The sequence below is a fragment of the Bacillus cereus group sp. MYBK220-1 genome (assembly GCF_051916445.1).
GTDB lineage: Bacteria > Bacillota > Bacilli > Bacillales > Bacillaceae_G > Bacillus_A > Bacillus_A cereus.
On the sequence record NZ_JBQAGQ010000006.1, the window covers coordinates 182,743 to 205,826 of the forward strand.

Here is a 23,084-nt window from a genome sequence, read left to right on the forward strand (position 1 = left end):
CTTTATTCTCCTTTTTTAGAAAAAATAAAAACCACTTCAAGTAAATGAAATGGTCTCTGGAGAAACAAGGGATAGAAAAATAAACCGATACAATCGGCTTTTTCTTTCGCTTGTCTCTGTCCTTTTACCTGAGAGATTATCCGCTAAAGTAGCGGATTTGCTCCTTCGGTGCTCGTTTTCCTCCGCGCTCTATGAAAGCGAGAGGGAGTCTCTCCAGAGATTCGTCCCCATGCAGTTCTACTTGTAACCAAGACCTGAGAGTTTCAAAGTTGGTATAACAACTTTTTGCCCCGTCGGTAGATCAATAGACCTTCTCCTGAATGGTTCATCCGAATTATAAAATTTATAAACACATTGATTGTAAATCAATAAAAACATTATAGACATACAAATTGTGAATTGCAATCATTTTTTATTTTAAAATAGTAAATAGTTTTATTTTTTTGTAAGTCCTAATTTATCTTCAACTTCATTTAAAGTAGATAAAGCGATGACAATATGTTGATCCGCAAGTCCTAAAGCTTGTTTTGTTTTTTCAATAGTTTCATTGGTTGGAGTAGAGTTATTTGCTCCGTCTATAATTAAATTTGCTGCATTTTTCATGAAATTTGATGCGGATTTAAACTGAGTTGTGAATTGAAGTAGTTGTTTTTGTATATCTATATCTGTTATGTTTTCTTCAATTTTAAGCGTGTCTATTTCGTTCATAATTGTTTCGTACTGTTTGGAAACAGCACTCATTGTAACTAATAGTTTATTTCGATCTACTGAATCTCCATTCGTGTTAATCTCTTCCCAGGCAGGTAACCAATCTTTTTCGATGATGTCATTATAATGAGTAGTCAATTCATTAATTTTAGGTTGTAATTTCGTTTTGAAAGTTTTTGTCTCCGCTGTTTCTACAGTTGCTTTTTCGCTGTTATTATTAACATTAGTAACGTAGAAAATTGTACCAAAAATGATGAAAATAGAAATAACAACTGTCCATTTAGTAAAAAGTAATTTCTGCAATATGTAACGCCTCCAAAATTTAAAAACTTATAATTATAATATATAACAATAATGTTGTTTAAAGTAGAGAAAATAGGTTAGAAATAATTTAAATTATGTCTTTTCTATACGTGAATAATTAAATTTAGTAAAATGATGAAAGTTATATGCGAGAAAAGAGGGTTTTTAGTGAAAATGAATAGAAGAAAACTGGTTTTAAGTATTTCAATGGCTATGTTATTAGTTGGTTTATTTGCACTCATATATGTAGACAAAGAATCTAAAATTAAAGATTTTCCAGTGCCAATGTCAGCAATCCATATTAACGATGATAATGAAGAGGACTATCAATATATAAGTGTAATGCCTATTACAAAGGCAAATGGATGGGAGAACTTAGGGGAAAACGGGCATACTGTTAGTTTAAAAAAAGAGGAGCGGAAGGTAACTGTATTACATTATCCAGGAGAAATTACGTATTATTTATTTGAAAAATAATTGATGATAAGAGAGATAGGGAGTAGATGATAATGTAGGATTGTTTACTTTCTATCTTTTTTGGATTTTAATTCTGAATTGTTTGAATTTAAAATAGTATGCGTATAGAATAAAATAGTATATTTTATTGAATGATATAAATAGTAATACATAATTATATTATGTAAACTATAACTGGGATAAGAAAACAAAGTAAGAGATTTTAATTTTTATATTTTAGATGTATTTTTACACGGTAAGTATTCTCGTAATCAACTTACAATATTTACGGAGGGCATCAAATTTTGATTAAGTAATGGAGTTGATAACAAAAAATTAATGTTTGTGTATATGGAAAAATAGAAAGTATGGCGAGTGGGAAATGGATTGGATCATAAGGGGGAATTAAAAATGCTACTAAAAACAATCTACTGTAAGGTGGAAGAAGAGAAAAAGGAATTGTTTTCAAATGCGCAAGGAAAATGGCGTGATATACGGCACCTAGATGGGTTTCATGGACAATTTGGTGGATGGTATGAAGATGAGGCATGTGTATTTACTTTATGGGAAGATAGAAGTACATATCAATCATTTATGAATGGTGCTCACGATACAATTTATTTAAATAGTAATCAAGAGGATACGTTTCTTTCATGTGAAATTGAATTATTTCAAACGTTGTATGATATAACTGATACGCATTTGAAAGACGTTGTTACAGAAGGATCATTCGTAAGAATTGTTATATGTGATGTAAAGGTGGAAAAGGAAAATCATTTTTTACAGAAGCAAGAAACAATTTGGAATAAAGGAATGGAAAAAGCAAAAGGAATGTTAGGTGGAGTAGTTGGGAAGTCTTTAAAAAATGAAAATCGTTACATAGTGTTAACGTATTGGAAAGATGAAAAGACGCATCAACATTATGTGGAAGAGATTTTCCCAGGTTTATATAAATTAGCTAATATTCATGAAGAGATAAAAGGAAAACAAGCTGTATGTAAGGAAGAATGGCTTGTATATTAAACGCTGAAAAAGTGCATAAATGAATGTATAATAAAGATATTTTCTTATAAACAAGTAATTAATAGAAGACGTTATATACCCTTTCATGTTAATATATTTAAGTTATAATAGGAGGCTTACCCTTTTGTATTGTACGGTAGAAGCAGTGTGAGCTTGAAATTTTTTTTAGAAAAGGATGTGCCTAATTTGCGTATCAATAAATTTATTAGTGAAGCTGGAAAAGCGTCTCGACGTGGAGCGGATAAACTAATTAATGAGAGAAGAGTAATTATTAACGGTAAGGTTGCAAAAATTGGTGACCAAGTGAACCCAGGTGATGATGTACGAGTAAATGGAGAGCAGCTTCGAATTGCTCGAGATCACGTATATATCGCTTTAAATAAACCAGTAGGTATTACATGTACGAGTGAAAAATCAGTAAAAGGTAATATTATCGATTTAGTGAACCATCCTTTACGAATTAGTCACATTGGACGTCTTGATAAAGACTCAGACGGTTTAATTTTGTTAACGAATGATGGTGATATTGTTAATGAAATTTTACGTGCTGAAAACAAACATGAGAAAGAATATATCGTTTCAGTAGATAAGCCAATTACACCTGATTTCTTAGAGAAAATGGCAGCGGGTGTTAAAATTTTAGGAACAAAAACGCTTCCTTGTGAGGTTACACAGTTATCAAAATATGAGTTCCAAATTATTTTAACACAAGGGCTAAATCGTCAAATTCGCCGTATGTGTGAAGCTTTAGGTTATCAAGTATACACGTTAAAACGTACGAGAATTATGAATATCGAATTGAATAATTTACCAGTTGGGCAGTGGAGAGATTTAACGAAGAAAGAGAAAAGACGTCTATTTGCAGACTTAAATTACGAACCACAAGATTGGTAAAATTGTGAAGTGAAACCAAAAAAATTGGTTTCACTTTTTTAAATTAAATAAATAATTTTTTTAAACACTTGCAAAAATAAAATGAATAAGATATATTAAATAACAATAAATGGATGTTTTACAAAAAGCAAAGAAAAGGACACGAGTTATTTTCCCCGGTTATACAGAGAAGGAAGGAAAGCTGAGAACTTCCTAACGCAGAAAAATAACTTACCACCTTAGAGCTGCACTAGGGAAATGAAGTATCTAGTGCCGTGTATGCGACGTTATCGCAAAAGAAGCCATTATGTTTTTTGTGATGGGAATCTGGGTGGAACCACGGATATAAGCATATTCGTCCCTATATTTAGGGATGAATATGCTTTTTTGCATTCAATTTCATAATAAGCGAAGAAAAGGACACGAGTTATTTTCCCCGGTTATACAGAGAAGGAAGGAAAGCTGAGAACTTCCTAACGCAGAAAAATAACTTACCACCTTAGAGCTGCACTAGGGAAATGAAGTATCTAGTGCCGTGTAAACGACGTTACCGTAAACGAAGCCATTGTATATTTACAATGGGAATCTGGGTGGAACCACGGGTAAAAGCACGCTCGTCCCTATTTTAGGGATGAGTGTGCTTTTTATTATGAAATGGAGAGATGAAAAATGAAAGAACAAATGATTGAAATTAAATTTCCAGATGGTAGCGTTAAAGAATTTGTAAATGGAATTACTTTAGAAGAAATTGCTGGATCCATTAGCAGTAGTTTGAAAAAGAAAGCAGTCGCGGGGAAAGTAAATGATGGATTATATGATTTACGCCGAAATATTGAAGAAAATGCGGAAGTGGAAATCATTACTATAGATTCAAATGAAGGGGTAGAAATTGCAAGACACTCCGCGGCACATATTTTAGCGCAAGCTGTAAAAAGATTGTATGGTGATATAAATCTTGGAGTAGGACCTGTTATTGAAAATGGATTTTATTATGATATGGATCTTCCAAGAAGTGTAAACATAGAAGATTTACGGAGAATCGAAAAAGAAATGAAAAAGATCATAAATGAAAATATAAAGATAGAACGAGTTGAGGTTTCTCGAGAAGAAGCAGCTAAACTGTTTCAAGAAATGAACGACCGCTTGAAATTAGAACTTTTAGAAGCAATTCCTAGTGGGGAAAGTGTAACACTATATAAACAAGGTAAATTTGTAGATTTATGTAGAGGACCACATTTACCATCTACAGGTTATTTGAAAGCATTTCAATTAACTCACGTTTCCGGTGCATATTGGCGAGGTGATAGTAATAACCAAGTGCTTCAGCGCATATATGGTGTTGCATTCTCTTCTCAAAAAGAATTAGAAGAGTATTTACATTTCGTTGAAGAAGCAGCAAAAAGAAATCATCGTAAGTTAGGCAGTGAGCTTGAGTTATTTATGTTTTCTGAAGAGGCTCCGGGAATGCCGTTTTATTTACCGAAAGGACAAATGATTCGTAACGAATTGGAAGCATTTTTAAGAGAAATTCAAAAAGAGTACAATTATCAAGAAGTACGCACTCCGTTCATGATGAACCAAGAAGTATGGGAGAGATCAGGGCACTGGGGACATTATAAAGATAATATGTATTTCTCTGAAGTAGATAATAAAAGTTTTGCATTAAAACCGATGAACTGTCCAGGACACATGCTTATGTTTAAAAATAAATTGCATTCTTATCGTGAATTACCGATTCGTATGTGTGAATTTGGTCAAGTACATCGTCATGAATTTAGTGGTGCGTTAAACGGATTATTAAGAGTACGTACTTTCTGCCAAGATGATGCACATTTATTTGTAACTCCAAAACAAATTGAAGATGAAATCAAATCCGTAATGGCGCAAATTGATTACGTATATAAAACTTTTGGATTCGAGTATGAAGTAGAGCTTTCTACTCGTCCAGAAGATTCAATGGGTGATGATAAATTATGGGAGCAAGCAGAAGCGGCATTAGAAAATGTATTACAATCGCTAAATTATAAATATAGACTAAATGAAGGTGATGGCGCATTTTACGGGCCGAAAATTGATTTTCATATTAAAGATGCTTTAAATAGAAGTCACCAGTGCGGAACAATCCAGCTTGATTTCCAAATGCCAGAGAAATTTGATTTAAATTATATAGATGAAAATAATGAAAAGAAAAGACCAGTTGTTATTCACAGGGCAGTTTTAGGGTCATTAGATCGCTTCTTAGCAATATTAATTGAGCACTTTGGAGGTGCGTTCCCGGCATGGGTGGCACCAGTTCAAGTGAAAGTAATTCCAGTTTCAAATGCAGTACATGAACAATATGCCAATGAGATTGCACATAAATTAGCACAAGCTGGAGTTCGTGTTGAACAAGATGCACGAGATGAAAAATTAGGATATAAAATAAGAGAAGCACAAATGCAAAAAGTACCGTATGTTCTTGTTATTGGGGATAAGGAAATGGAAAACGGAGCTGTAAATGTACGTAAATATGGGGAAGAGAAGTCAGAAGTTATTGCGCTAGATGTATTTGTGGCAAGTATTGAAGAAGAAATAAAGAATAGAAAATATTGATTGTAAAGAAAACACACTATTAGAAATTAGTGTGTTTTCTTTTTTATCTTACAAAAATGTAAGGTAAATGTAAGCGAAATCGAGGGAACGAGTTGTAGAAAAATGAGAATATGAAGTAGGAAAAAGGTTCATGTTACAGGTGTAACTCTTCTTAAATGAATAATTAAAAAATTCTTAAGGATTCACATGACAAAATAATAAGAAATATGTGAGAAATTAATTTTATACAAAAGGGATGGAGTGAAAGAGATGTCAACAAATGTAGTTACTGTAGAAAGTGTAGAAAAAACGTATGGGAAAAGAAATGAGAATCAGTCAAAAGCATTAAGGGGTGTATCGTTAAGTATTAAAGAAGGAGAATTTGTCGGGATCATGGGACCTTCTGGGTCTGGAAAAACGACTTTACTTAATGTGATAAGTACACTTGACCAAGCGACAGGTGGTAGTGTGACGATAGCTGGTACAAATATTACTTCTATGAAGGGCAATGCGTTATCTGATTTTCGCTCTCAAAAATTAGGTTTCATTTTTCAAGATTTTAATCTTCTAGAAAACTTATCAATTTATGAAAATATAGCTTTACCACTTTCTTTGCAAGGCGTACCGTCAAGTGAGATTACTGGAAAGGTAAATGACGTTGCGAAGAAATTAGGCATCACCGAAATTTTAACAAAATATCCGACGGCTGTTTCTGGAGGACAAAAGCAAAGAACAGCGGCGGCCAGAGCTTTAGTACATAATCCAGCAATTGTATTAGCAGATGAACCGACAGGTGCGCTTGATAGTAAAAACGCAAAAAGTTTATTAGAAGCGATGCAAGATTTACATGAAAATCACAATGTAAGTATTTTGATGGTTACACACGATGCATTTAGTGCAAGTTATTGTGAGCGTATTTTATTTATTCAAGATGGTCTTCTTTATAAAGAATTAAATCGTCAAGGCACTAGAGAGAATTTCTATCAAGACATTTTAGGTGTGCTCGCTCATATGGGCTCAGCTGCTGAGTCTAAGTAGGGGGCGAAACTATGTTATTTAAATTATCACGTCATAGTATGAAAAAGATGTTAAAAGATTATATGGTTTTACTTATTGGTCTCGTTATTAGCATTAGTATTTTTTACATGTTCCAAACGATGGCGATGAATAGTGAATTTACGAAGGATAATAGTCTTATTAGTAGTATTAGACTCGTATTCTGGGTAGGTGCAATACTATTATCTTTCATTACTGTATTTTATATTATATATGCCAACTCTTTCTTACTCACATTAAGAAGAAAAGAACTCGGTATGTACATGATGCTTGGTGCAAAAAAGAAAAAAGTAGCACAGTTATTATTTATTGAAACATTCGGTATGGGGATTGTCAGTATTATTATCGGTATTTTAGTAGGGATGTTACTTGCAAGTGTAGCAGGAAACTTTTTAATGAATGGAATGGAAATTTCAGCAAAAGGTAGTTATGCATCTGTATACACACCAGCAATTTTAGTTACAGCTATTTTCTTCTTAATACTATTTTTCATTACTGGCTTAATGAACAGTGTCCGATTGTTACGTAAAACTGAACTAGAGTTAATTCGTGAAGATGAAACACTAGATGAAGTGAAGAAAAGTAAAACTCGCATTATTATAATGACAGTACTTGGTGTATTACTAGTAAGTATAGGGTACTATTTTATGATCAATGTAAAAATATATGCTGAATTAGGTTTTATTATAGCAACCATCGTTACAACACTTGGAACATATTTTATCTTTAGTTCATTACTCCCATTTTTTGTGATGAAAATTAAGGGGAATAAAAAACGAAATGAAACTGGTCTAAATAGTTTTACATATGCACAGCTACGCTTTCGAGTAAATAGTTTATCGAGAGTATTAGGTACTGTAGCGATGTTAATTGCATTAGGGGCAGGTGCGATGACGGCAGGTATGGCTTTCCAAAAAAATGTAGGTATTATGACAGACTTTTCTCGTGTATATGATGTTGTAATTCATGATCCGAATGATCAAGACAAAGCTGCCTTGAAAGAAATGGAAATTGTTGAAGAAAGCAAGTACAAATATAAAGTAGATGGAGAAGCGGTTTATTATTTACGTAACGACTTAACTGCGAAACCACCACTTGTTTCAGACCATTTTGATACAAAAACGTTAAAAGAACCTGTTCGTAAACGTGTGACTGAACCTTTAACAGAACCTATATATTCAGCTTTAGAGGCTCCTGAATTAGTAAAATTCCCTCGTATGCCAAAGGATTGGGAAGACGCAGTTGTAAGAGAGATACAAATTACGCATAATCAATTTAACGGAAAACCAGTAAGAATTGCAGACGAAGAGCATTATAAAGGAATTCAAGGAACAGAACACACTGTAACATTAGCAAAAGTAGATGATATGAAAAAATATAAACTGTTATTGATCGAAATAGACAAGAGACAAAAAGCACAAATTGAAAAAGTAACAGGTGAAAAGGTAGACTTATTTACGAAAATGACAATTTATCAGTTTATGAACAGCTTCATGAGCGGAACAATGTTTATGGGATTTTTCCTCGGAATTGCCTTTTTAGCAATGATGGCGAGTTCCCTTATGTTCAAAATATTAACAGGTGCTTCTCGTGATGTACGCCGTTATGAAATGTTACGAAAAATCGGTGTAAGACGTAGCATGTTAACGAAAAGTATATATAAAGAAATTTCATATTTATTTATCTTCCCAGCGATCATTGGCATTTCTCACGTTTTAGTAGGGCTTAACTTATTCAGCTTTATATTAGTTGACCCGTTTGTAAAAGTGTGGGTGCCAATAGGAATTTTCTTAGTCATTTATTTCATTTATTACTGGATAACTGTTCAACTTTATAAAGGTATGGTAATGCCGAAAGAAGAGGTAGCTAAATAGTTTATGAAAAGAGTCCTTGTGTTGAGAATAAGGGCTCTTTTTTTATGTTTTTTATTAAGAAGGAAAAGATTGGATAATGGTCGAAAAATATAATGTAACTTCCAATAAATGACTAAAACAGTACTATTTTGTCGAGAGAAAGGATACGAAGTATGAAAGAAATGCTACAGTTATTTCGCAACAAAGTGTATGCACGTTTTTTTCTAGCAAATATTTTAGAGCGACTCGGTTCTATGATTGCTGGAATTTCTTTAATGTTTTATTTGCTAGATCAATACGGAAAACAACCAGTTTACGCAACGATGACACAAATTATGATTGCATTACCTGCATTAATCTTTTTTCTATTAGTAGGGACAGTAGTGAATCGTTTTGATAGACAACGTATATGTACAGTAAGTAACATATGTTGTTCGCTCTGTAATATTGGAATCCTAATTTCGCTTTATTACGGGATGATTATACTTGTCTTTATATTTTTATTTTTGGAAAATGCATGTATACAATTTTTCTCTCCATCAGAACAATCGATGATACAGGGAGTAGTTGAATCAGAGCAATACGGTGCAGCAGCGGGTATTAATCAAATGGTAAATAGTTTGTATGCTTTGTTTGGTGTAGGAATTGCAACGATGGTGTACTGGACTTTTGGAATTTATGGGAGCATTTTAGTAAATACACTTACTTTTATTACGAGTGGTATTTTGATTCAAACGATCTCCATTCCAGAAAAAGTTCGTTTACCAAATGGTAGAACAAAATGGAAAGAAGTTAATTTGAAGATGTTAATAACAGAGTTTAAAGAAGGGATTAGGTATATATACCAAAATGAAACTTTAAAAAAATTACTTTTGGGATTTATCGTGTTTGGTTGATTATTTTTTGTTACGTGTTTATTCCAAGCTATTTTACTAAGTGGGAAAAAGCGAATTCAAGGTATGGTTGAAGATGTTTGTTTTTTCTGAATATTCTTTTTTAAAGGGGTAATAGTTATGTTGATGCGAACTGCTAAGTGGTGTGGGATTACTTGTTTACAATTATTCGCTGCAATTCTATGTATAATCTGTTTAGGTGCGCTCCCTCGATTATTTAAGGGATTACAAATTGATTTAATTGGTTTTTGGAACACGATTGTGTTTATTGGAGGAAAGTTACTCCAACCTTGGGAAATTACATATGGATTTCGAGATTCGAGGAAATTATTTCCGCAAATATGGATTCATTATTTAGAGACAATGTTTGTATTTATTTCGGCATTTTTACTGTCATTACTTATTGCGTATGTTCTCGTTGTGTGGGTATTACAACGGTCTCAATCAAAGCAACGAATGTGGAATGGGATTTTTGTTGTACTTGAAAGCATCCCAGATATTTTAATAATTTTATTATCGCAACTTCTAGTCGTAATAATCTTTCAAAAGACAGGCTTTATGCCAGTAAAACTAGCGGGGATTGGGGAGGAAAGGGCTCGCCTATTGCCAATAATATGTCTAACTTTGCCTACAACACTATTATTTATTAAGCTACTACTATTACGTTTCAGAGAAGAATTAGAGAAAGATTATAGTATATTTGCTAAAAGTAAAGGGCTTAGTTTACGACATATTTTAACAAATCATATTTCAAGAAATGTTTTGTTAACAACAATCTATTATGCAAAAACAAATATTTTATTTATGTTATCAAATTTATATATTATTGAATGGATATTTAATACGTACGGTATGTTTGTTTTTGTAAAAGAAAATTCGAAATTAGAAATATTTACAGTAAGTTTAATTATATTATACGTACCGCTTTTTATACTATTTCGTTTATTACATACGTTTTTACAAAATGTAATAAAGGAGCGTGTTTAGCATGTGGCAAGTTGTAAAAAGAGATGTGAGATTTTGGTTTGGTGTTACTTTTTTAAGCGTACTTATGATTGTTAGTATTGGAAATACTTTATTTTTCGATGGGAATATCCGTGAACTTACGATGATGTATAACGAAAAAGGAGAACTAGAGGCTGCTCCATTTTCACCGTCGAATAAATTTTGGTTCGGTAGTGATGAGAAAGGACGCGATCTTTTCCAGCTAATAATAGAAGGAGCGAAATGGACAGTTGGTGCGAGCGTAATTATAGCGATTCTACGAGTTATAGTTGGAGGAGGTATTGGTTTGCTTCTTGGTATGTATAGCAAACGTTCTTTTCCAGTTATAGCATCTTTTTTTGATCCGTTCAGCATTGTACCTATGGTTATGATTTCTTTTTTTGTGTTAAAGGAAGTTTTAGTGTTTGAAAATGGGACAGTACCAGAGCCGTTTCATTTAAGGGTAATATTTCAAATGGTTATCCTTACGTGTTTAGCGGTACCAACAATTATGTTATATACAGCGCAGGAAGTCCGTCGGATAAAAAGAGAAGAATTTATGATGGCAGCAACTGTGCTTGGGGGCAGTAAATGGCATAGAGTGAAAAATCACGTATGGCCACACGTATTACCATCATTTTTTTTACTTGTTGCTCAACAATTTGTGAGTACTTTATTACTTCTCTTGCATCTTGGCTTGTTAGAGTTATTTTTTGGTGGAACAATTATCTTTGGTACAGAGGCAGATAGTGTAACAAAAGAATGGACCGGCCTAATTGGTCAAAACTTCCGTCATTTAACTACTCATACATGGATTGTACTTATACCGATTGCTTTTTATAGTATGACAATTTTAGCTGGAAATCTAATTAGTAATAGCATGCAAGATGCGATTAAGTTAGGAAATGTGAGAAAGCTAGAGAGGGAAAGTAAAGAATTACAAGTAGAGAAACAAGTACAACCAACTATGAATGACTTTTCTTTTTATAGAGAGATACAAAAATAAAAAAGATAGCTGAAGACAAATTGTTTTCAGCTATCTTTTTTCGTTTAAAGTGGAGGTAAATCAATCTTACCTTCTTCAAATAATTCTTTTATCATATGCTTCGTATAACCAGCGGCTTGACCAAATGTGATTTTTGCTGGCATTGGTGCTTCGTTAGCATCTACAACTACATCAATAATACACGGTTTATTTTGTTTTACTGCATTTTCGAAAGCGGGAAGGAGTTCATCTAAATTCTCAACACGGTATCCAATACCTCCACACGCCTCTGCATATTTTGCAAAATCAGGGTTCGTTAAATCTGTTTCGAATTCGATATTACCCATAACTTCTTGCTCGAATTTAATCATCGCAATTTTATTATTGTTTAATACGACGACAACGATTGGCAATTTATATTTTACAGCTGTTACGAAGTCATTCATCGTCATTCCAAATCCGCCATCACCACAAACTGCAAATACTTGTTTATCCGGGAATGCAATTTTTCCAGCAAGAGCACCAGGTAAACCGCAACCAAGTGTTGCGAGCCAGCTAGAAATGACAAATTGCTGGTTTGTCATACGGAAGTGTCTTGCGGTCCATACTGTTACATTTCCGACATCGACTGATAGAATTGCGTCATCCTGTGCTACTTGCTGCAGAGCATGCATAACGCGTTGTGGTTTAATTGGAATGGAAGAGTCTTCTTCTTGATCGTGTAATTTTTCTTCCCACTTTTTCATCATTTCTTGGTGATGTTCTAAGAAGGAATGGTCTGTGTGTTCTTCAACATTTTCAATTAACCATCGTAATGTTTTATCAGCATCACCAGCTAAACCAATATCTGTCGCATAACGTTTCCCGATTTGGGCAGGATCTGTATCGATATGAATTGTTTTTGCTTTTTCAGGTAAGAAGCCGGTGAACGGATAAGAAGTACCGACCATAATTAAAGTATCTGCATGCTTCATTGCTTCATAAGAAGGTTTCGTTCCAATTAATCCTAATCCACCAATACAAAGAGGGTGTTCATCAGGAATAATTCCTTTAGCTGGTAATGTAAGTACGATTGGAGCACCAATATGTTCTGCCAATGCAAGTAAAGATTCTCTCGCATGTTTTGTTCCTTTTCCAGCTAAAATCACAGGCCTTTTCGCTTCATTTATTGCGAGTTTCGCTGCATCTAAATCGTTTTTTTGTGGAAACAACTCAGGCAAAGTAAAAGAAGTATTTGTAACACGGGCACCATTTTTTACTTCGAATTTAGGGACATCATCTGGAATTGTAAGAACGGATACACCTTTTTTCGTATAAGCCATTCGAATTGCTTGATTCACTACGGCAGGTAGTTGCTCTGCTGACATAATACGCTGGTTATAAACCGCAACATCATCAAACATTCTTTCTAAATTTACTTCTTGGAAAAAGTCCGTTCCAAGTAAATCGGTTTCTACTTGACCTGAAATTGCTAGAACAGGGGCTTTATCGAGTTTCGCATCATATAAACCATTTAATAAATGAATAGCACCAGGTCCTGCAATTGCCATACAAACGCCAAGTTTTCCTGTTAATTTCGCATAGGCAGCCGCTGCTAATGCACCAGCTTCTTCATGGCGAACTTGAATGAATTTAATTTTATCTTGTTTTTTTCTTAAAGCTTCAATGATAGAATTAATGGAATCTCCAGGCATGCCGTATATGTGTTCTACTCCCCAGTCAATTAATAAATCAACTAATGCTTCACCGGCTGTTTTCCCAAACATAATTGTTCCTCCTTATAATAGGTAGATAACATTATGTTTTGGAAAAATAGGAAAAATATACAAATAAGAAAATTTATCTGGTTATTTGTAATCCAAGAATCAGTGTGGGAGGAACAAAAGTTTCACTTTAGCAACTTTAATGATGACCAGCGAATAAAGTGAACACTGTTATTAGTAAAAAACCACTAGTTGCCCACATTAGAAATGTAAGGAAAGAGAGCTGTTTCTTAGCTTTCCAAAGCATTTCATGAATTGTGACATATCCAAGTGAACCAATAGCACTTCCCATAATGAGGCCTTGCAGGTGAAGAGCTTTTCCTTCCATCAAAATGCCAAAAACTGTGCCAGTACCGAGAATAAGAGAAAGTAATAAAGTTGTTAATAAAAAGGAAATATATTTATGTTTTGTAAAAAGAAATGGAATAATTAAAGCTAATCCTTCTGGAATATGGTGAACGACGATTGCTATTAAAAAGGGAATGGCAGAGTCATTATGATTTATAAAAGCTGTACCTAACGCAAATCCACTCGGTATATTATGAATAAATATAGCGAAAGAGAGAAAAAGAAAGGTTTGCCATGCTTGTTGATCTTTTTTATGTATCATTGGATGGTGACAATAGTTATCTAATAAGCCCATAACTAAAATACCGATAGCTATACCAAGTATAGGTCCAATCATTTCATAGCTTGAAAATGTTTCAGGAATAATTTCAAGTGACAATAACCCAAACAAAATACCGCCACATAATGCGTATAAACGATGCATCTTTTCTTCAATGAGTTGGCGTGTTGCTACTCCAACAGCACCGCCTAATAGCAATCCACCGAACGAAAAAAATGTTACAATCATTGGGATCCATAAACGTTCCATAGTATCACACTCCGATTCTATTCCCTTATTTTTAGCTTACGAAAAGAAAAGTTAGATTAGTCCAAGTAATTGTGTTTGAGTATAGAGAAAAAAGTAGTGATTCGTTATAATCTATATATTAAACTTAAGTGAGGAAATGAAAAGGGGAATTGGTTATGCAACAAATTAAAAAAATAGGAAACTCATTTTGGTATATGACACCTGTTTCTGAAACTGATAGACCTATATTAGGAATGGTTGTTGGAAAAGAAAAAACGTTAATGATCGATGCAGGGAATTCAGAAGAACATGCACAATTATTTTTAGAAATGTTAAAAGAACAAAATGTATCAAATCCTGATTTTGTAGCACTAACGCATTGGCATTGGGATCATGTTTTTGGATTATTTGTATTACGGAATGCATTAACTATTTCGCACGCTGAAACGAAAAAAGAAATGCAGACAATAGTATCTTATGAATGGACAGATGAAGCGTTGGATGCACGCGTAAAAGAGGGTACTGAAATTGAATTTTGTGCGGATTGCATCAAGAAAGAGTTTGAAGAAAAAGCGAGAAATATTAACATTATTCCTGCGGCCTTAACGTTCCAGGATCAAATGGAATTAGATCTTGGTGAGGTGACATGCGTGTTAAAACATGTGGGCGGAGATCATGCACATGATTCAGTTGTTATGTACATAAAAGAAGAAAAGATATTGTTTTTAGGGGACTGTATATATGCAGATATTTTTTCCTCGAAGTGGAACTATACGACGAAAAGAACGTTTGCATTAATAGATGAATTAGAAAAATTTGATGCTGAGACATATATTCTTTCTCATGGGGAAGCGATAAATCGAGAGGAGTTTTTACAAGAGATTCGCATGTTAAAAGCAGTAGGAACTTATACAGAAGCTCATAAGGGCGATGAAGAGAAGATAAAGGCAGCGTACAAACAAGAACTAGATAGAGAATTAAATGAAGATGAGTTAGAAACAATAACGTATTTTGTCAATGGTTATGAAATGAATAATCTGTAAGACACTACATTAATCAAATATAATTAAATTGCACAAAAAGAGTATTGAAATTTAATTCAATACTCTTTTAAATATTAAGTCCCAAGCAATTTCTAAATTTTTTGGCTGGTTCATCATCTGGATTTATACCACTTTCAAAACTGGTAGTGAAAGGTAACCACTGCCAATCTTCGCATCCTACAAAAGCTACTCTTGACCAATTCTCAATGAATTCAATGAAATTATTCGCAATCTTATACCCATGTCCTTCTCCATCGTCGTGGCTTAGGTAAATTATTGGAGCATCTATATCATCTTTCATATCAAATGCTAAATAATCTCCATTTCCCACTTCACAAAATGCTAATTTGTTGTGCCAAACTACATCATATTCATCATCTAAATTTGAAAAAAACTCGTCAACCAAGTCTTTACGTTCTTTTTCGAATTTAGAAAGACTTTCTAAACTCCAGTGGGGTGTTCCGCAAAAAAATATCAGTAAATTCATTTGGTAGCTCTACATCGTCAGGTAAAAACCAGCGTAAGCTAAAATTTCCTGAGAACTCTAAAAGTACTTTTTTGAAGCTATTTGGTAGTTTAATATCCAGTTTTTCTTCTACTTGGATTATTTGTTCAAGGGAAGATGGTTCATCTATACAAACTTCTTGAACTTCACCACCTATGTATTTAATTCTAGAAGTTATAATTTCTATTCGTTCTTTTAGTAACTCATAATCCATCTTATCACCTCATGTTATATTAATTAAAGTATATCATTCTTAATAAATTTTTTTCGTGTTATTGAGGTTTCAAGTAGCAGCTTTTTTAGCTAATTTAGTAATATATTCAAAGAAAACATCGTGTTTTACATCGTAAACGACATTTACAGGTCGTCCATCAGCAGTTTCCTCTGTACGTCCTTGGCTTGGTCCGTATGTATGAACAATACTATTAATTGTTTCAGTTTTTGCAAGGTTAGTGTTTCCGACAAGCGCGGTAGTTAGTACATCCCATAAATAGTAGGTAGAGTTCGTTGAGAAGTGAACGAGAGGGGGAACCATTGCATAGCATTGACCAAGGAAATCCATACCAATATACTTTCGTTCTTTTGCCCATTGTTCACGTATGTTTATAGTTAACGGAACTTGGTTTGTACTTTCTAGTGTCACTAAGTCGATTTTAATTTTTGCATCCCATACACGAGCCACTGCTTCAGGGTCCCAAAACGAATTCCACTCAGCTGTTCCATCATGCTCTGGTTCATGTACATTGCCTGCTGTAAGAAATGTACCACCCATCCAAACGAGACGTTCAATTTTATCTTCGATGATCGGAGTTTCATATAATGCACGAGCAAGGTCAGTTAGGGGCCCGGTAAATAATAAAGTTGTTTTTCCTTCCGTTTGTAGAAGTGTTTCTATTAAATGGTGATGTGCAGGCTTTGCCACCACGGGTGTTACAACTTTTCCAGACTCATTTAAAATTGGTAAAGCATCTACATAAAATGCATGCATCCGCCAGTCTTTCGGAAACGGGTTTTGCCCGCGAGAGTTTGAAGCGGCTACGGCAATATTACCTTTGCCGAAACGATCGATAATTTTACGACTGGCAGACATTGCGGGTTCTAAATAGCAGTCTGCTGGGATAACAGATACACCGGTAAGTTCAACGTTTTCCATTTGAAGTAATAAAAATAATGAAATTAAATCATCTACGCCGCCATCATGATTGAAGTACACTTTTTTCTTCATTGTAATCTCCATCCTATATGATTTAGTTAGAAATTAAATATGAATTGAGGAGAAGTCATCAATAATTTCCACCACTTCAATTTCTCCATTAATCAGTAGCTCAGGAAGCTCATTTCTAATATTTCCTTTCCAATACTCTCTAGCTTGTTCGATTTTTTGAGAAAAAGGAATACCATCTTCTTTCGGTAAAAGATTCCCGTCACCTTCAAAAGAACTTCCGATTACTCGTAGTTTAACAATCTGCAAAACTTCTCGATTGTAAGAATCAAATAGCGCTCTCCATTTCAAAGCATCCTCATAGCTTTTAGCATCGTATAAACAAGATAATCTGGAAGGGTATTCAGGGAATTCTTGTAGTCTAACCATTTCTACAATTGTTTCTCTAACTGCTCTAATTGTTTGATCCATATAACTCATAACTACTTTAGCATTTTCATTATTTATATGTAATTCGTCATTTTTATAGTGATTATTTAAAATTTGTATGCCATCTTCACCATTAGCATTTAATTGTTCTCTTTCAAAAAAGAAGTGATATAGAGTATTGTGTTGATTTTTGTTAAAAGGAATCATTTGTCCGATATGCATTTTTTTCCTTGTTACGATGTGATATGCGTAAAATTCTGCTTCATTCATGGTTATCCTCCTAGTAATAATGTAATGCAATGTTAAATTTAGTAATTCAACATTGAAATATATAAAACCTTTATAAGTAAAAGTGAGAATTTGAGTTGAAAGTAAAGAAAATACATGAAAACGTTTTAAATTTGTTCACAAAATGTTCACTTACGAAGGGGGTTCCAATGTCGATATAATGACAAAGACTCAAAGAGAGAGGATGATGAAATTTGCCAACAACAAGAAAGGAAAACCTCCAATTTGGCATGATGATGTGCCTTGGAATGGTTATCGTAATGACGTTTTACAATTTACTAATGAATGAAACAGGAGGATCAATTTATATTAAAGAGATTGCATTAGAACTATTAATTGGCTTTATTATTGCGCTATTAATTGAAATGTGTATAGTTGGACCTTGTGCGAAAAAAATTGTATTCATGTTGCCATTTGATAAATCTAAGAAAATAAATATTATCGTTGCAATGGCGACAACTATGGTAATTGGAATGGTGTTCTTTATGTCATTTTTTGGTATGGCTATGATGCATTTACATGGTGGACTACAAGGAGATTCATTTGTTTCAATTTATTTTTCGATTTTTATTAAAAATTTCATAATGGCATATCCATTACAATTAATTATTATGGGACCGCTTGTACGTTTCTTATTTGCAAAGTTTGTTATGAAAAAGAAATCTTTTAATGTAGCGTAATTTAAATTTATAAAACTTTATATATAAATAATTAAAATGAACACACCTCGCATTTTTGAGGTGTGTTTTTTGTTCATTCCAAGTTATTTTCATAGTGATGTGACATTTGTCCTTTTGCGATTATAGGATAATGGTTTTTAATTAAGTCAGAAATAAAAGATGAGGAGATGATTTTTTGAAAGGTATTATATTTGCTGTTTTTGCGGGGATATTTATAACACTTCAAGGAACCTTTAATGCGAAACTTAGTTCACATATCGGTATATGGTCGACAAGTATTATAATCCATTTAATTGGATTCCTTATTGCAACAACTGTATTTTTGTTAAAGAAAGAAGAGAAAGTAACAGATTTAAAGAGTGTGAAAAAAGTATATTTAGCAGCGGGTGCATTTGGCGGATTCATTATTTGTGCAGAAACGATGGCGATATATTCACTAGGAGTTACATTGACAGCTGGCACACTAATGGTTGCTCAATTGTTAGCGGCAACAGTTATTGAAATGAAAGGACTGTTTCATATAAAAAAGATACAGATGGAGAGATATCATATTGTGGGAACAATAGTAATGATTATAGGTATTGTTGTATTTAATATGTAAATGAAAGGAGAAATGAATATGGAGGATAAATCAGGTTTAATTACGCATTATTTGAGAACCAATAAAACGCTCGAGATTTTTTCAGAAATAGATACAGCTTATTTTCAATTAAATCACTTTGAAAAAGGCGAGCTTATTTGCAATATAGATGACGAAATGGATCGTTTATATTTTGTTGTTAAAGGTAAAGTAAAAGTTTACACGATTACACCTGAAGGGAAGAAACTAATCCTTCGCTTTATCAATCCATTGGCCATTGTTGGTGATATTGAATTAATTCAAAATAGCAAAGCACATAATGTCGTTGAGGCTTGTTCAGATGTTGTAGCAATCTCTATTTCTAATACGGTTATTAGAAACAAGTTATTACATGATCCTATATTTATGAAGTTCTTGCTTGAAAACATTGCCAACACGTTAAAAATATCGACTCGTTTTACTGCTCTTAATTTACTTTATCCTGTAGAAGTACGTGTAGCTAGTTATTTGCTTTCAATTTCAACAGATAGTAACGGGAATATGTATAAAGGGGATTTGGATGCAACTTCAGTAACGAGTATTACAGATTTTATAGGGGTAAGTTATAGGCACGTAATTCGGGTATTACAAAGATTTTATAATGAAAAACTAATTGAAAAGAGTAATGGAGTTATTGTAATTAAAGATTTTTCTAGAATGAAGGAAGTCGCTAAAGATAATATATATGAGCAATGAAAGGGAGAGGAAGATTTTGATTGGATTTAGTTTAGCTATATTAGCAGGAATATTAATTAGCGTACAATCTGTTTTTAATGCAAAAGTAAATGAAAATGTAGGACAGTGGTTAACAACTACATGTGTCCTTGGAATAGGTCTCATTAGTTCTATTCTATTTTATATCATTACAGAAAACAGTATTAACATTAAAGTGTATACTACAAATTATTTGTTTTATGTAAGTGGACTGTTTGGTATCGGGTTAATTATTTGTATAATGGGTGCAATAAAGAGCTTAGGCCCAGCATATACGGTGCTAATTAGTCTTATTACTCAATTGGTCGTTGCGTTATGCATTGATACATTCGGATTATTTGGAATGGAGAGTGTTCCATTACAAGTAAATAAATTAGTTGGTATAGGTTTATTAATTGTGGGAGTAGGAATTTTTAAAAATCTATTTTTGAATAAGAAAGCTATTCATATAAATGAGGATAGTGTCTAAAGAATATAAAGGGGAAAAGTGTAAATGGTCAGAACTTATACATTTAGATAGTAATAAGTGAGCGATGAGGAGAGAGGATAAATGAATCAGTTAATGTTGCAAGATGGTATACACTATTTGAAAATCAATGGGATTATGCATTGGTGTAAAGTTGCAGGGACAGCTCATAATACAGTCCCTCTTATTATAGTACATGGTGGTCCAGGTGGTAATCATTATGTATTCGAAAGAGCGCTTGGTTTGAAGTTAGAAGGAAATATGACTGTAGTTTATTACGAACAAAGAGGTTGCGGACGAAGTGAGGCACCACAAGATGACAGTGAGTACTCAATCAATACTCTAGTCGAAGATTTAGAGGAATTAAGAAAGCAATTACATGTAGAGAAGATAAATTTGTTAGGATATTCTTTTGGTGGACAACTTTGTTTAGAGTATGCTTTGAAATATTCGAAAAATGTTGAAAAAATGGTATTACAAGCACCATCGTTAGATGATTTAAATGATATGTATACTGTGCAGATAGAAGGTTTTCTACAAGTAACGAAAGGGGAAATGAAAGAACAAATATTGAAAATAAGTAAGTCGAAAATTGCGCTAAAAGAAAAATATAATCAAGTTTGGAGTATAGTTGATACAGAAAATGTAGATCGACTATTGTTTAAAAATGAAGAATTTGCAAAGCTAAATCGGAGTCTTTGGGAGGAAAGTCAGTTAAGTAATACAGGGAAGATGAGCAAAGTTATTTTTGGAACAAAAGCATCTTTACCGCTTATTGAGCGTATTAAAGGTTTAGAAATTGATACGTGTGTCATAGTTGGAGCGCATGACTATAACACGGGTGTAGGAATGAGTTATAGAATAACGAGACAATTGAAAAATGGTAAACTTGTTATATTTGAAAATAGTGGACATTTCCCAGATATCGAGGAGATGGATAAAGTATGTGAAACGATTATTGAGTTTTTGGAATAAAAGGGGGATATTAAGGTCGAACCGAATTAATAGAGTTGAATTGGCTATTGGGATATTAAATCATGTAATATGCTAATTGTTTACTTGTAATTGAGGAAGAATCAATTAGTGTATTTGGAAAATAAGTAAAAAAGATCTCGTAAGGTTGAGGTCTTTTTTACTTATTATTTAATATTTTGAACTTATATGAACTGAAGTAGAAGAGTATGATAAGCACTTTCAGGGAACGAGAATATAACCGAAAATAAAATATTACTAAACATATATAACTAATGAATACAATGTCTTTTTCAGTTATTAAGTTGTAAATCATTTTATGATAAAATCTTTTACATAATTTAATAAAGGGGTAGTATTCAATGGGTTATTTCTCAAATGGTTTATTAGTTTTGTTTGTGCTAATCGTATGCAGTTGTATATTTTTTGGTTAATAATATAATGAGAGTCTTATATAAAAAGAAGTTATCTTAAGTGAGATAACTTCTTTTTATTTTATATTGAGAAGGAATTCTATCTTTCTTATTGAAGTTTGTTCTAGTTATTTTTACATCGATCAGATTTGTGTAAAAGGAATTTTATGAAATATAAACAAGCCAGAGAATAGGGAGTATTTACATGGAAAATAGTATACGCTACACAAGTGAACATCCTACAGATTTTAATGGATTATTATCCTTATACGAATCTTTAGGATGGAATTCTCTTAAATTAACGGTTAACGAGTTAGAACGAATGTGTAAGCAAAGTTGGTATGCAATTTATGTTTTTGATGATAAGAGGTTGGTAGGGATGGGGCGTGTCATATCAGATGGAGTCATAACAGGCATTATTTGTGGAGTTGGTGTATTGCCAAAATATCAGTCTAGTGGCATCGGAAAAGAAATAGTGAAACGATTAATCCAGCACTGTGAACAAAACAAGGTTATTCCACAACTTATGTGTGTAGAAAAGTTGCAATCTTACTATGAATCTATAGGGTTTGAAGCATTCTCTATTGGGATGACAAAACATATTATAAGATAGAGGTGCTTTATCCCGCTATTTGCCGGGTAGTAAAACCCCCACTGATTAAAGTTTCACTTTATATTTTCAGTTTACTCGTACATATTTTCAAACTTCAACATAAAGGAGAATGGCTGTATGGAGATTGCTAAAGGGATAGAAATGTTACAACTTGAATTTCAAGAATTTGTTATTCATCCAATTCTTTTATGGAATGATGAAATGGCAGTATTAATAGATACGGGTTTCCCAGGACAAATTGAAGATATACAAGTAGAGATGGAAAAGGTTGGGGTATCATTTGATAAGTTAAAAGTCGTGATTTTGACGCATCAGGATATTGATCATATAGGTAGTCTTCCGGAGTTGTTGCAGCGCTGTCGAAGTAATATTAAAGTTTATGCGCACGAACTAGATAAGCCATATATCGAGGGGGATTTACCTTTATTGAAGGACGGAAATATAGAGAACCGACCAAAAGGAAAAGTGAGTGACACTGTGATTGACGGGCAAGAACTTCCGTATTGCGGTGGAATACTAATTCTCCATACTCCAGGGCATACTCCGGGGCATATTAGTTTATATTTGAAACAAAGTAAAATTCTTGTCGCTGGAGACTCGATGTATAGTGTGAATGGAGTGTTAGGAGGAGTTCATGCCCCAACAACTTTAAATATTATGGAAGCACGGCAGTCTTTGAAGAAGTATTTAAATCTAGATATTGAATCTGTAGTTTGTTACCATGGGGGATTAAGTAAGGAGAATATAAATGTTCAACTTCAAAATTTGTAAAAGGTAAAGATAATAATTTTTTAATAATGGATGCTAAAGTGTAGTCTAATTGTTGGTATATAAATAAAACACTTAAATGATAAAA

At 33.2% G+C, this 23,084-nt stretch carries 21 protein-coding genes, 2 pseudogenes, 1 riboswitch and 2 other annotated features; of the genes and pseudogenes, 17 read left to right on the top strand and 6 right to left on the bottom strand.

The window, feature by feature from the left end:
• Positions 1-106 precede the first annotated feature (106 nt).
• Positions 107-227, bottom strand: a riboswitch (glycine riboswitch).
• Positions 228-435: 208 nt separating this feature from the next.
• Entirely contained in the window at positions 436-1,011 is a 576-nt protein-coding gene (locus tag ACTFRU_RS22630) for a hypothetical protein (protein WP_001170892.1), read from the bottom strand.
• Positions 1,012-1,143: 132 nt separating this feature from the next.
• Here ACTFRU_RS22630 and ACTFRU_RS22635 point away from each other — a divergent pair, with 132 nt between their 5' ends.
• The 9 genes and pseudogenes from ACTFRU_RS22635 (at position 1,144) to ACTFRU_RS22675 (ending at position 11,726) form a co-directional block, all read left to right on the top strand.
• Entirely contained in the window at positions 1,144-1,488 is a 345-nt protein-coding gene (locus tag ACTFRU_RS22635; RefSeq protein WP_330939507.1) for a hypothetical protein, read from the top strand.
• 390 nt (positions 1,489-1,878) lie between these two features.
• Positions 1,879-2,490 carry a DUF4937 domain-containing protein gene (locus ACTFRU_RS22640; protein ID WP_440037877.1) on the top strand — a complete coding sequence of 204 codons (612 nt, stop codon included), beginning with the start codon at positions 1,879-1,881 and terminating at the stop codon, positions 2,488-2,490.
• 186 nt (positions 2,491-2,676) lie between these two features.
• Positions 2,677-3,384: a 23S rRNA pseudouridine(2604) synthase RluF gene (gene rluF / locus ACTFRU_RS22645; protein ID WP_001222171.1), complete on the top strand. Its 708-nt coding sequence runs from the start codon at positions 2,677-2,679 to the stop codon at positions 3,382-3,384.
• Between the two features lie 121 nt (positions 3,385-3,505).
• Positions 3,506-3,729 (top strand) — a binding site (T-box leader).
• Positions 3,730-3,765: 36 nt separating this feature from the next.
• Positions 3,766-3,988, top strand: a binding site (T-box leader).
• Between the two features lie 44 nt (positions 3,989-4,032).
• Entirely contained in the window at positions 4,033-5,955 is a 1,923-nt protein-coding gene (gene thrS / locus ACTFRU_RS22650; protein WP_440037878.1) for a threonine--tRNA ligase, read from the top strand.
• Positions 5,956-6,204: 249 nt separating this feature from the next.
• Positions 6,205-6,972 (top strand): ABC transporter ATP-binding protein, encoded by a 768-nt coding sequence (locus ACTFRU_RS22655; protein ID WP_000106426.1) that lies wholly within the window; start codon positions 6,205-6,207, stop codon positions 6,970-6,972.
• An 11-nt stretch (positions 6,973-6,983) separates the two neighbouring features.
• Positions 6,984-8,864 carry an FtsX-like permease family protein gene (locus ACTFRU_RS22660; RefSeq protein ID WP_006918597.1) on the top strand — a complete coding sequence of 627 codons (1,881 nt, stop codon included), beginning with the start codon at positions 6,984-6,986 and terminating at the stop codon, positions 8,862-8,864.
• A gap of 143 nt (positions 8,865-9,007) precedes the next feature.
• Positions 9,008-9,736 (top strand): annotated as a pseudogene (locus tag ACTFRU_RS22665) (MFS transporter); the annotation flags it as partial.
• 120 nt (positions 9,737-9,856) lie between these two features.
• Positions 9,857-10,723: an ABC transporter permease subunit gene (locus ACTFRU_RS22670; RefSeq protein ID WP_000929104.1), complete on the top strand. Its 867-nt coding sequence runs from the start codon at positions 9,857-9,859 to the stop codon at positions 10,721-10,723.
• Position 10,724: 1 nt separating this feature from the next.
• Positions 10,725-11,726: an ABC transporter permease subunit gene (locus tag ACTFRU_RS22675; RefSeq protein WP_000267878.1), complete on the top strand. Its 1,002-nt coding sequence runs from the start codon at positions 10,725-10,727 to the stop codon at positions 11,724-11,726.
• Between the two features lie 44 nt (positions 11,727-11,770).
• Here ACTFRU_RS22675 and ACTFRU_RS22680 read toward each other — a convergent pair whose 3' ends face one another.
• Entirely contained in the window at positions 11,771-13,471 is a 1,701-nt protein-coding gene (locus tag ACTFRU_RS22680; RefSeq protein ID WP_016122466.1) for a pyruvate oxidase, read from the bottom strand.
• A 136-nt stretch (positions 13,472-13,607) separates the two neighbouring features.
• Complete coding sequence (locus ACTFRU_RS22685; RefSeq protein ID WP_000440615.1) at positions 13,608-14,345, bottom strand: ZIP family metal transporter; 738 nt, start codon at positions 14,343-14,345, stop codon at positions 13,608-13,610.
• A 155-nt stretch (positions 14,346-14,500) separates the two neighbouring features.
• Here ACTFRU_RS22685 and ACTFRU_RS22690 point away from each other — a divergent pair, with 155 nt between their 5' ends.
• Complete coding sequence (locus ACTFRU_RS22690) at positions 14,501-15,367, top strand: MBL fold metallo-hydrolase (protein ID WP_440022418.1); 867 nt, start codon at positions 14,501-14,503, stop codon at positions 15,365-15,367.
• Positions 15,368-15,434: 67 nt separating this feature from the next.
• On the opposite strand, the pseudogene ACTFRU_RS22695 reads toward ACTFRU_RS22690, so the two are convergent.
• The 3 genes and pseudogenes from ACTFRU_RS22695 to ACTFRU_RS22705 form a co-directional block, all read right to left on the bottom strand.
• Positions 15,435-16,086, bottom strand: a pseudogene (locus tag ACTFRU_RS22695) (SMI1/KNR4 family protein).
• A gap of 69 nt (positions 16,087-16,155) precedes the next feature.
• The gene (locus ACTFRU_RS22700; protein ID WP_085964407.1) at positions 16,156-17,109 is read right to left on the bottom strand and encodes a nucleoside hydrolase; all 954 of its coding nucleotides are present in this window, start codon (positions 17,107-17,109) and stop codon (positions 16,156-16,158) included.
• Between the two features lie 21 nt (positions 17,110-17,130).
• Positions 17,131-17,733, bottom strand: a complete 603-nt coding sequence (locus tag ACTFRU_RS22705) for a DUF2441 domain-containing protein (RefSeq protein ID WP_440037879.1) — start codon at positions 17,731-17,733, stop codon at positions 17,131-17,133.
• 212 nt (positions 17,734-17,945) lie between these two features.
• On the opposite strand from ACTFRU_RS22705, the gene ACTFRU_RS22710 reads away from it, so the two are divergent.
• The 7 genes from ACTFRU_RS22710 (at position 17,946) to ACTFRU_RS22740 (ending at position 22,999) form a co-directional block, all read left to right on the top strand.
• On the top strand, positions 17,946-18,431 hold the full coding sequence (locus tag ACTFRU_RS22710) for a hypothetical protein (protein ID WP_006918614.1): 486 nt from the start codon (positions 17,946-17,948) through the stop codon (positions 18,429-18,431).
• Positions 18,432-18,606: 175 nt separating this feature from the next.
• A complete protein-coding gene (locus tag ACTFRU_RS22715; protein ID WP_375366581.1) occupies positions 18,607-19,032 on the top strand; it encodes a DMT family transporter in 426 nt (141 codons plus the stop codon).
• A gap of 18 nt (positions 19,033-19,050) precedes the next feature.
• Complete coding sequence (locus ACTFRU_RS22720; RefSeq protein ID WP_375366580.1) at positions 19,051-19,746, top strand: Crp/Fnr family transcriptional regulator; 696 nt, start codon at positions 19,051-19,053, stop codon at positions 19,744-19,746.
• A 16-nt stretch (positions 19,747-19,762) separates the two neighbouring features.
• A complete protein-coding gene (locus ACTFRU_RS22725) occupies positions 19,763-20,233 on the top strand; it encodes a DMT family transporter (protein WP_000579025.1) in 471 nt (156 codons plus the stop codon).
• A gap of 81 nt (positions 20,234-20,314) precedes the next feature.
• Positions 20,315-21,205 (top strand): alpha/beta fold hydrolase, encoded by an 891-nt coding sequence (locus ACTFRU_RS22730; RefSeq protein WP_044307223.1) that lies wholly within the window; start codon positions 20,315-20,317, stop codon positions 21,203-21,205.
• A gap of 615 nt (positions 21,206-21,820) precedes the next feature.
• On the top strand, positions 21,821-22,228 hold the full coding sequence (locus ACTFRU_RS22735; protein WP_000431735.1) for a GNAT family N-acetyltransferase: 408 nt from the start codon (positions 21,821-21,823) through the stop codon (positions 22,226-22,228).
• A gap of 117 nt (positions 22,229-22,345) precedes the next feature.
• Positions 22,346-22,999 (top strand): MBL fold metallo-hydrolase, encoded by a 654-nt coding sequence (locus ACTFRU_RS22740; protein ID WP_025709635.1) that lies wholly within the window; start codon positions 22,346-22,348, stop codon positions 22,997-22,999.
• Positions 23,000-23,084: the final 85 nt, after the last annotated feature.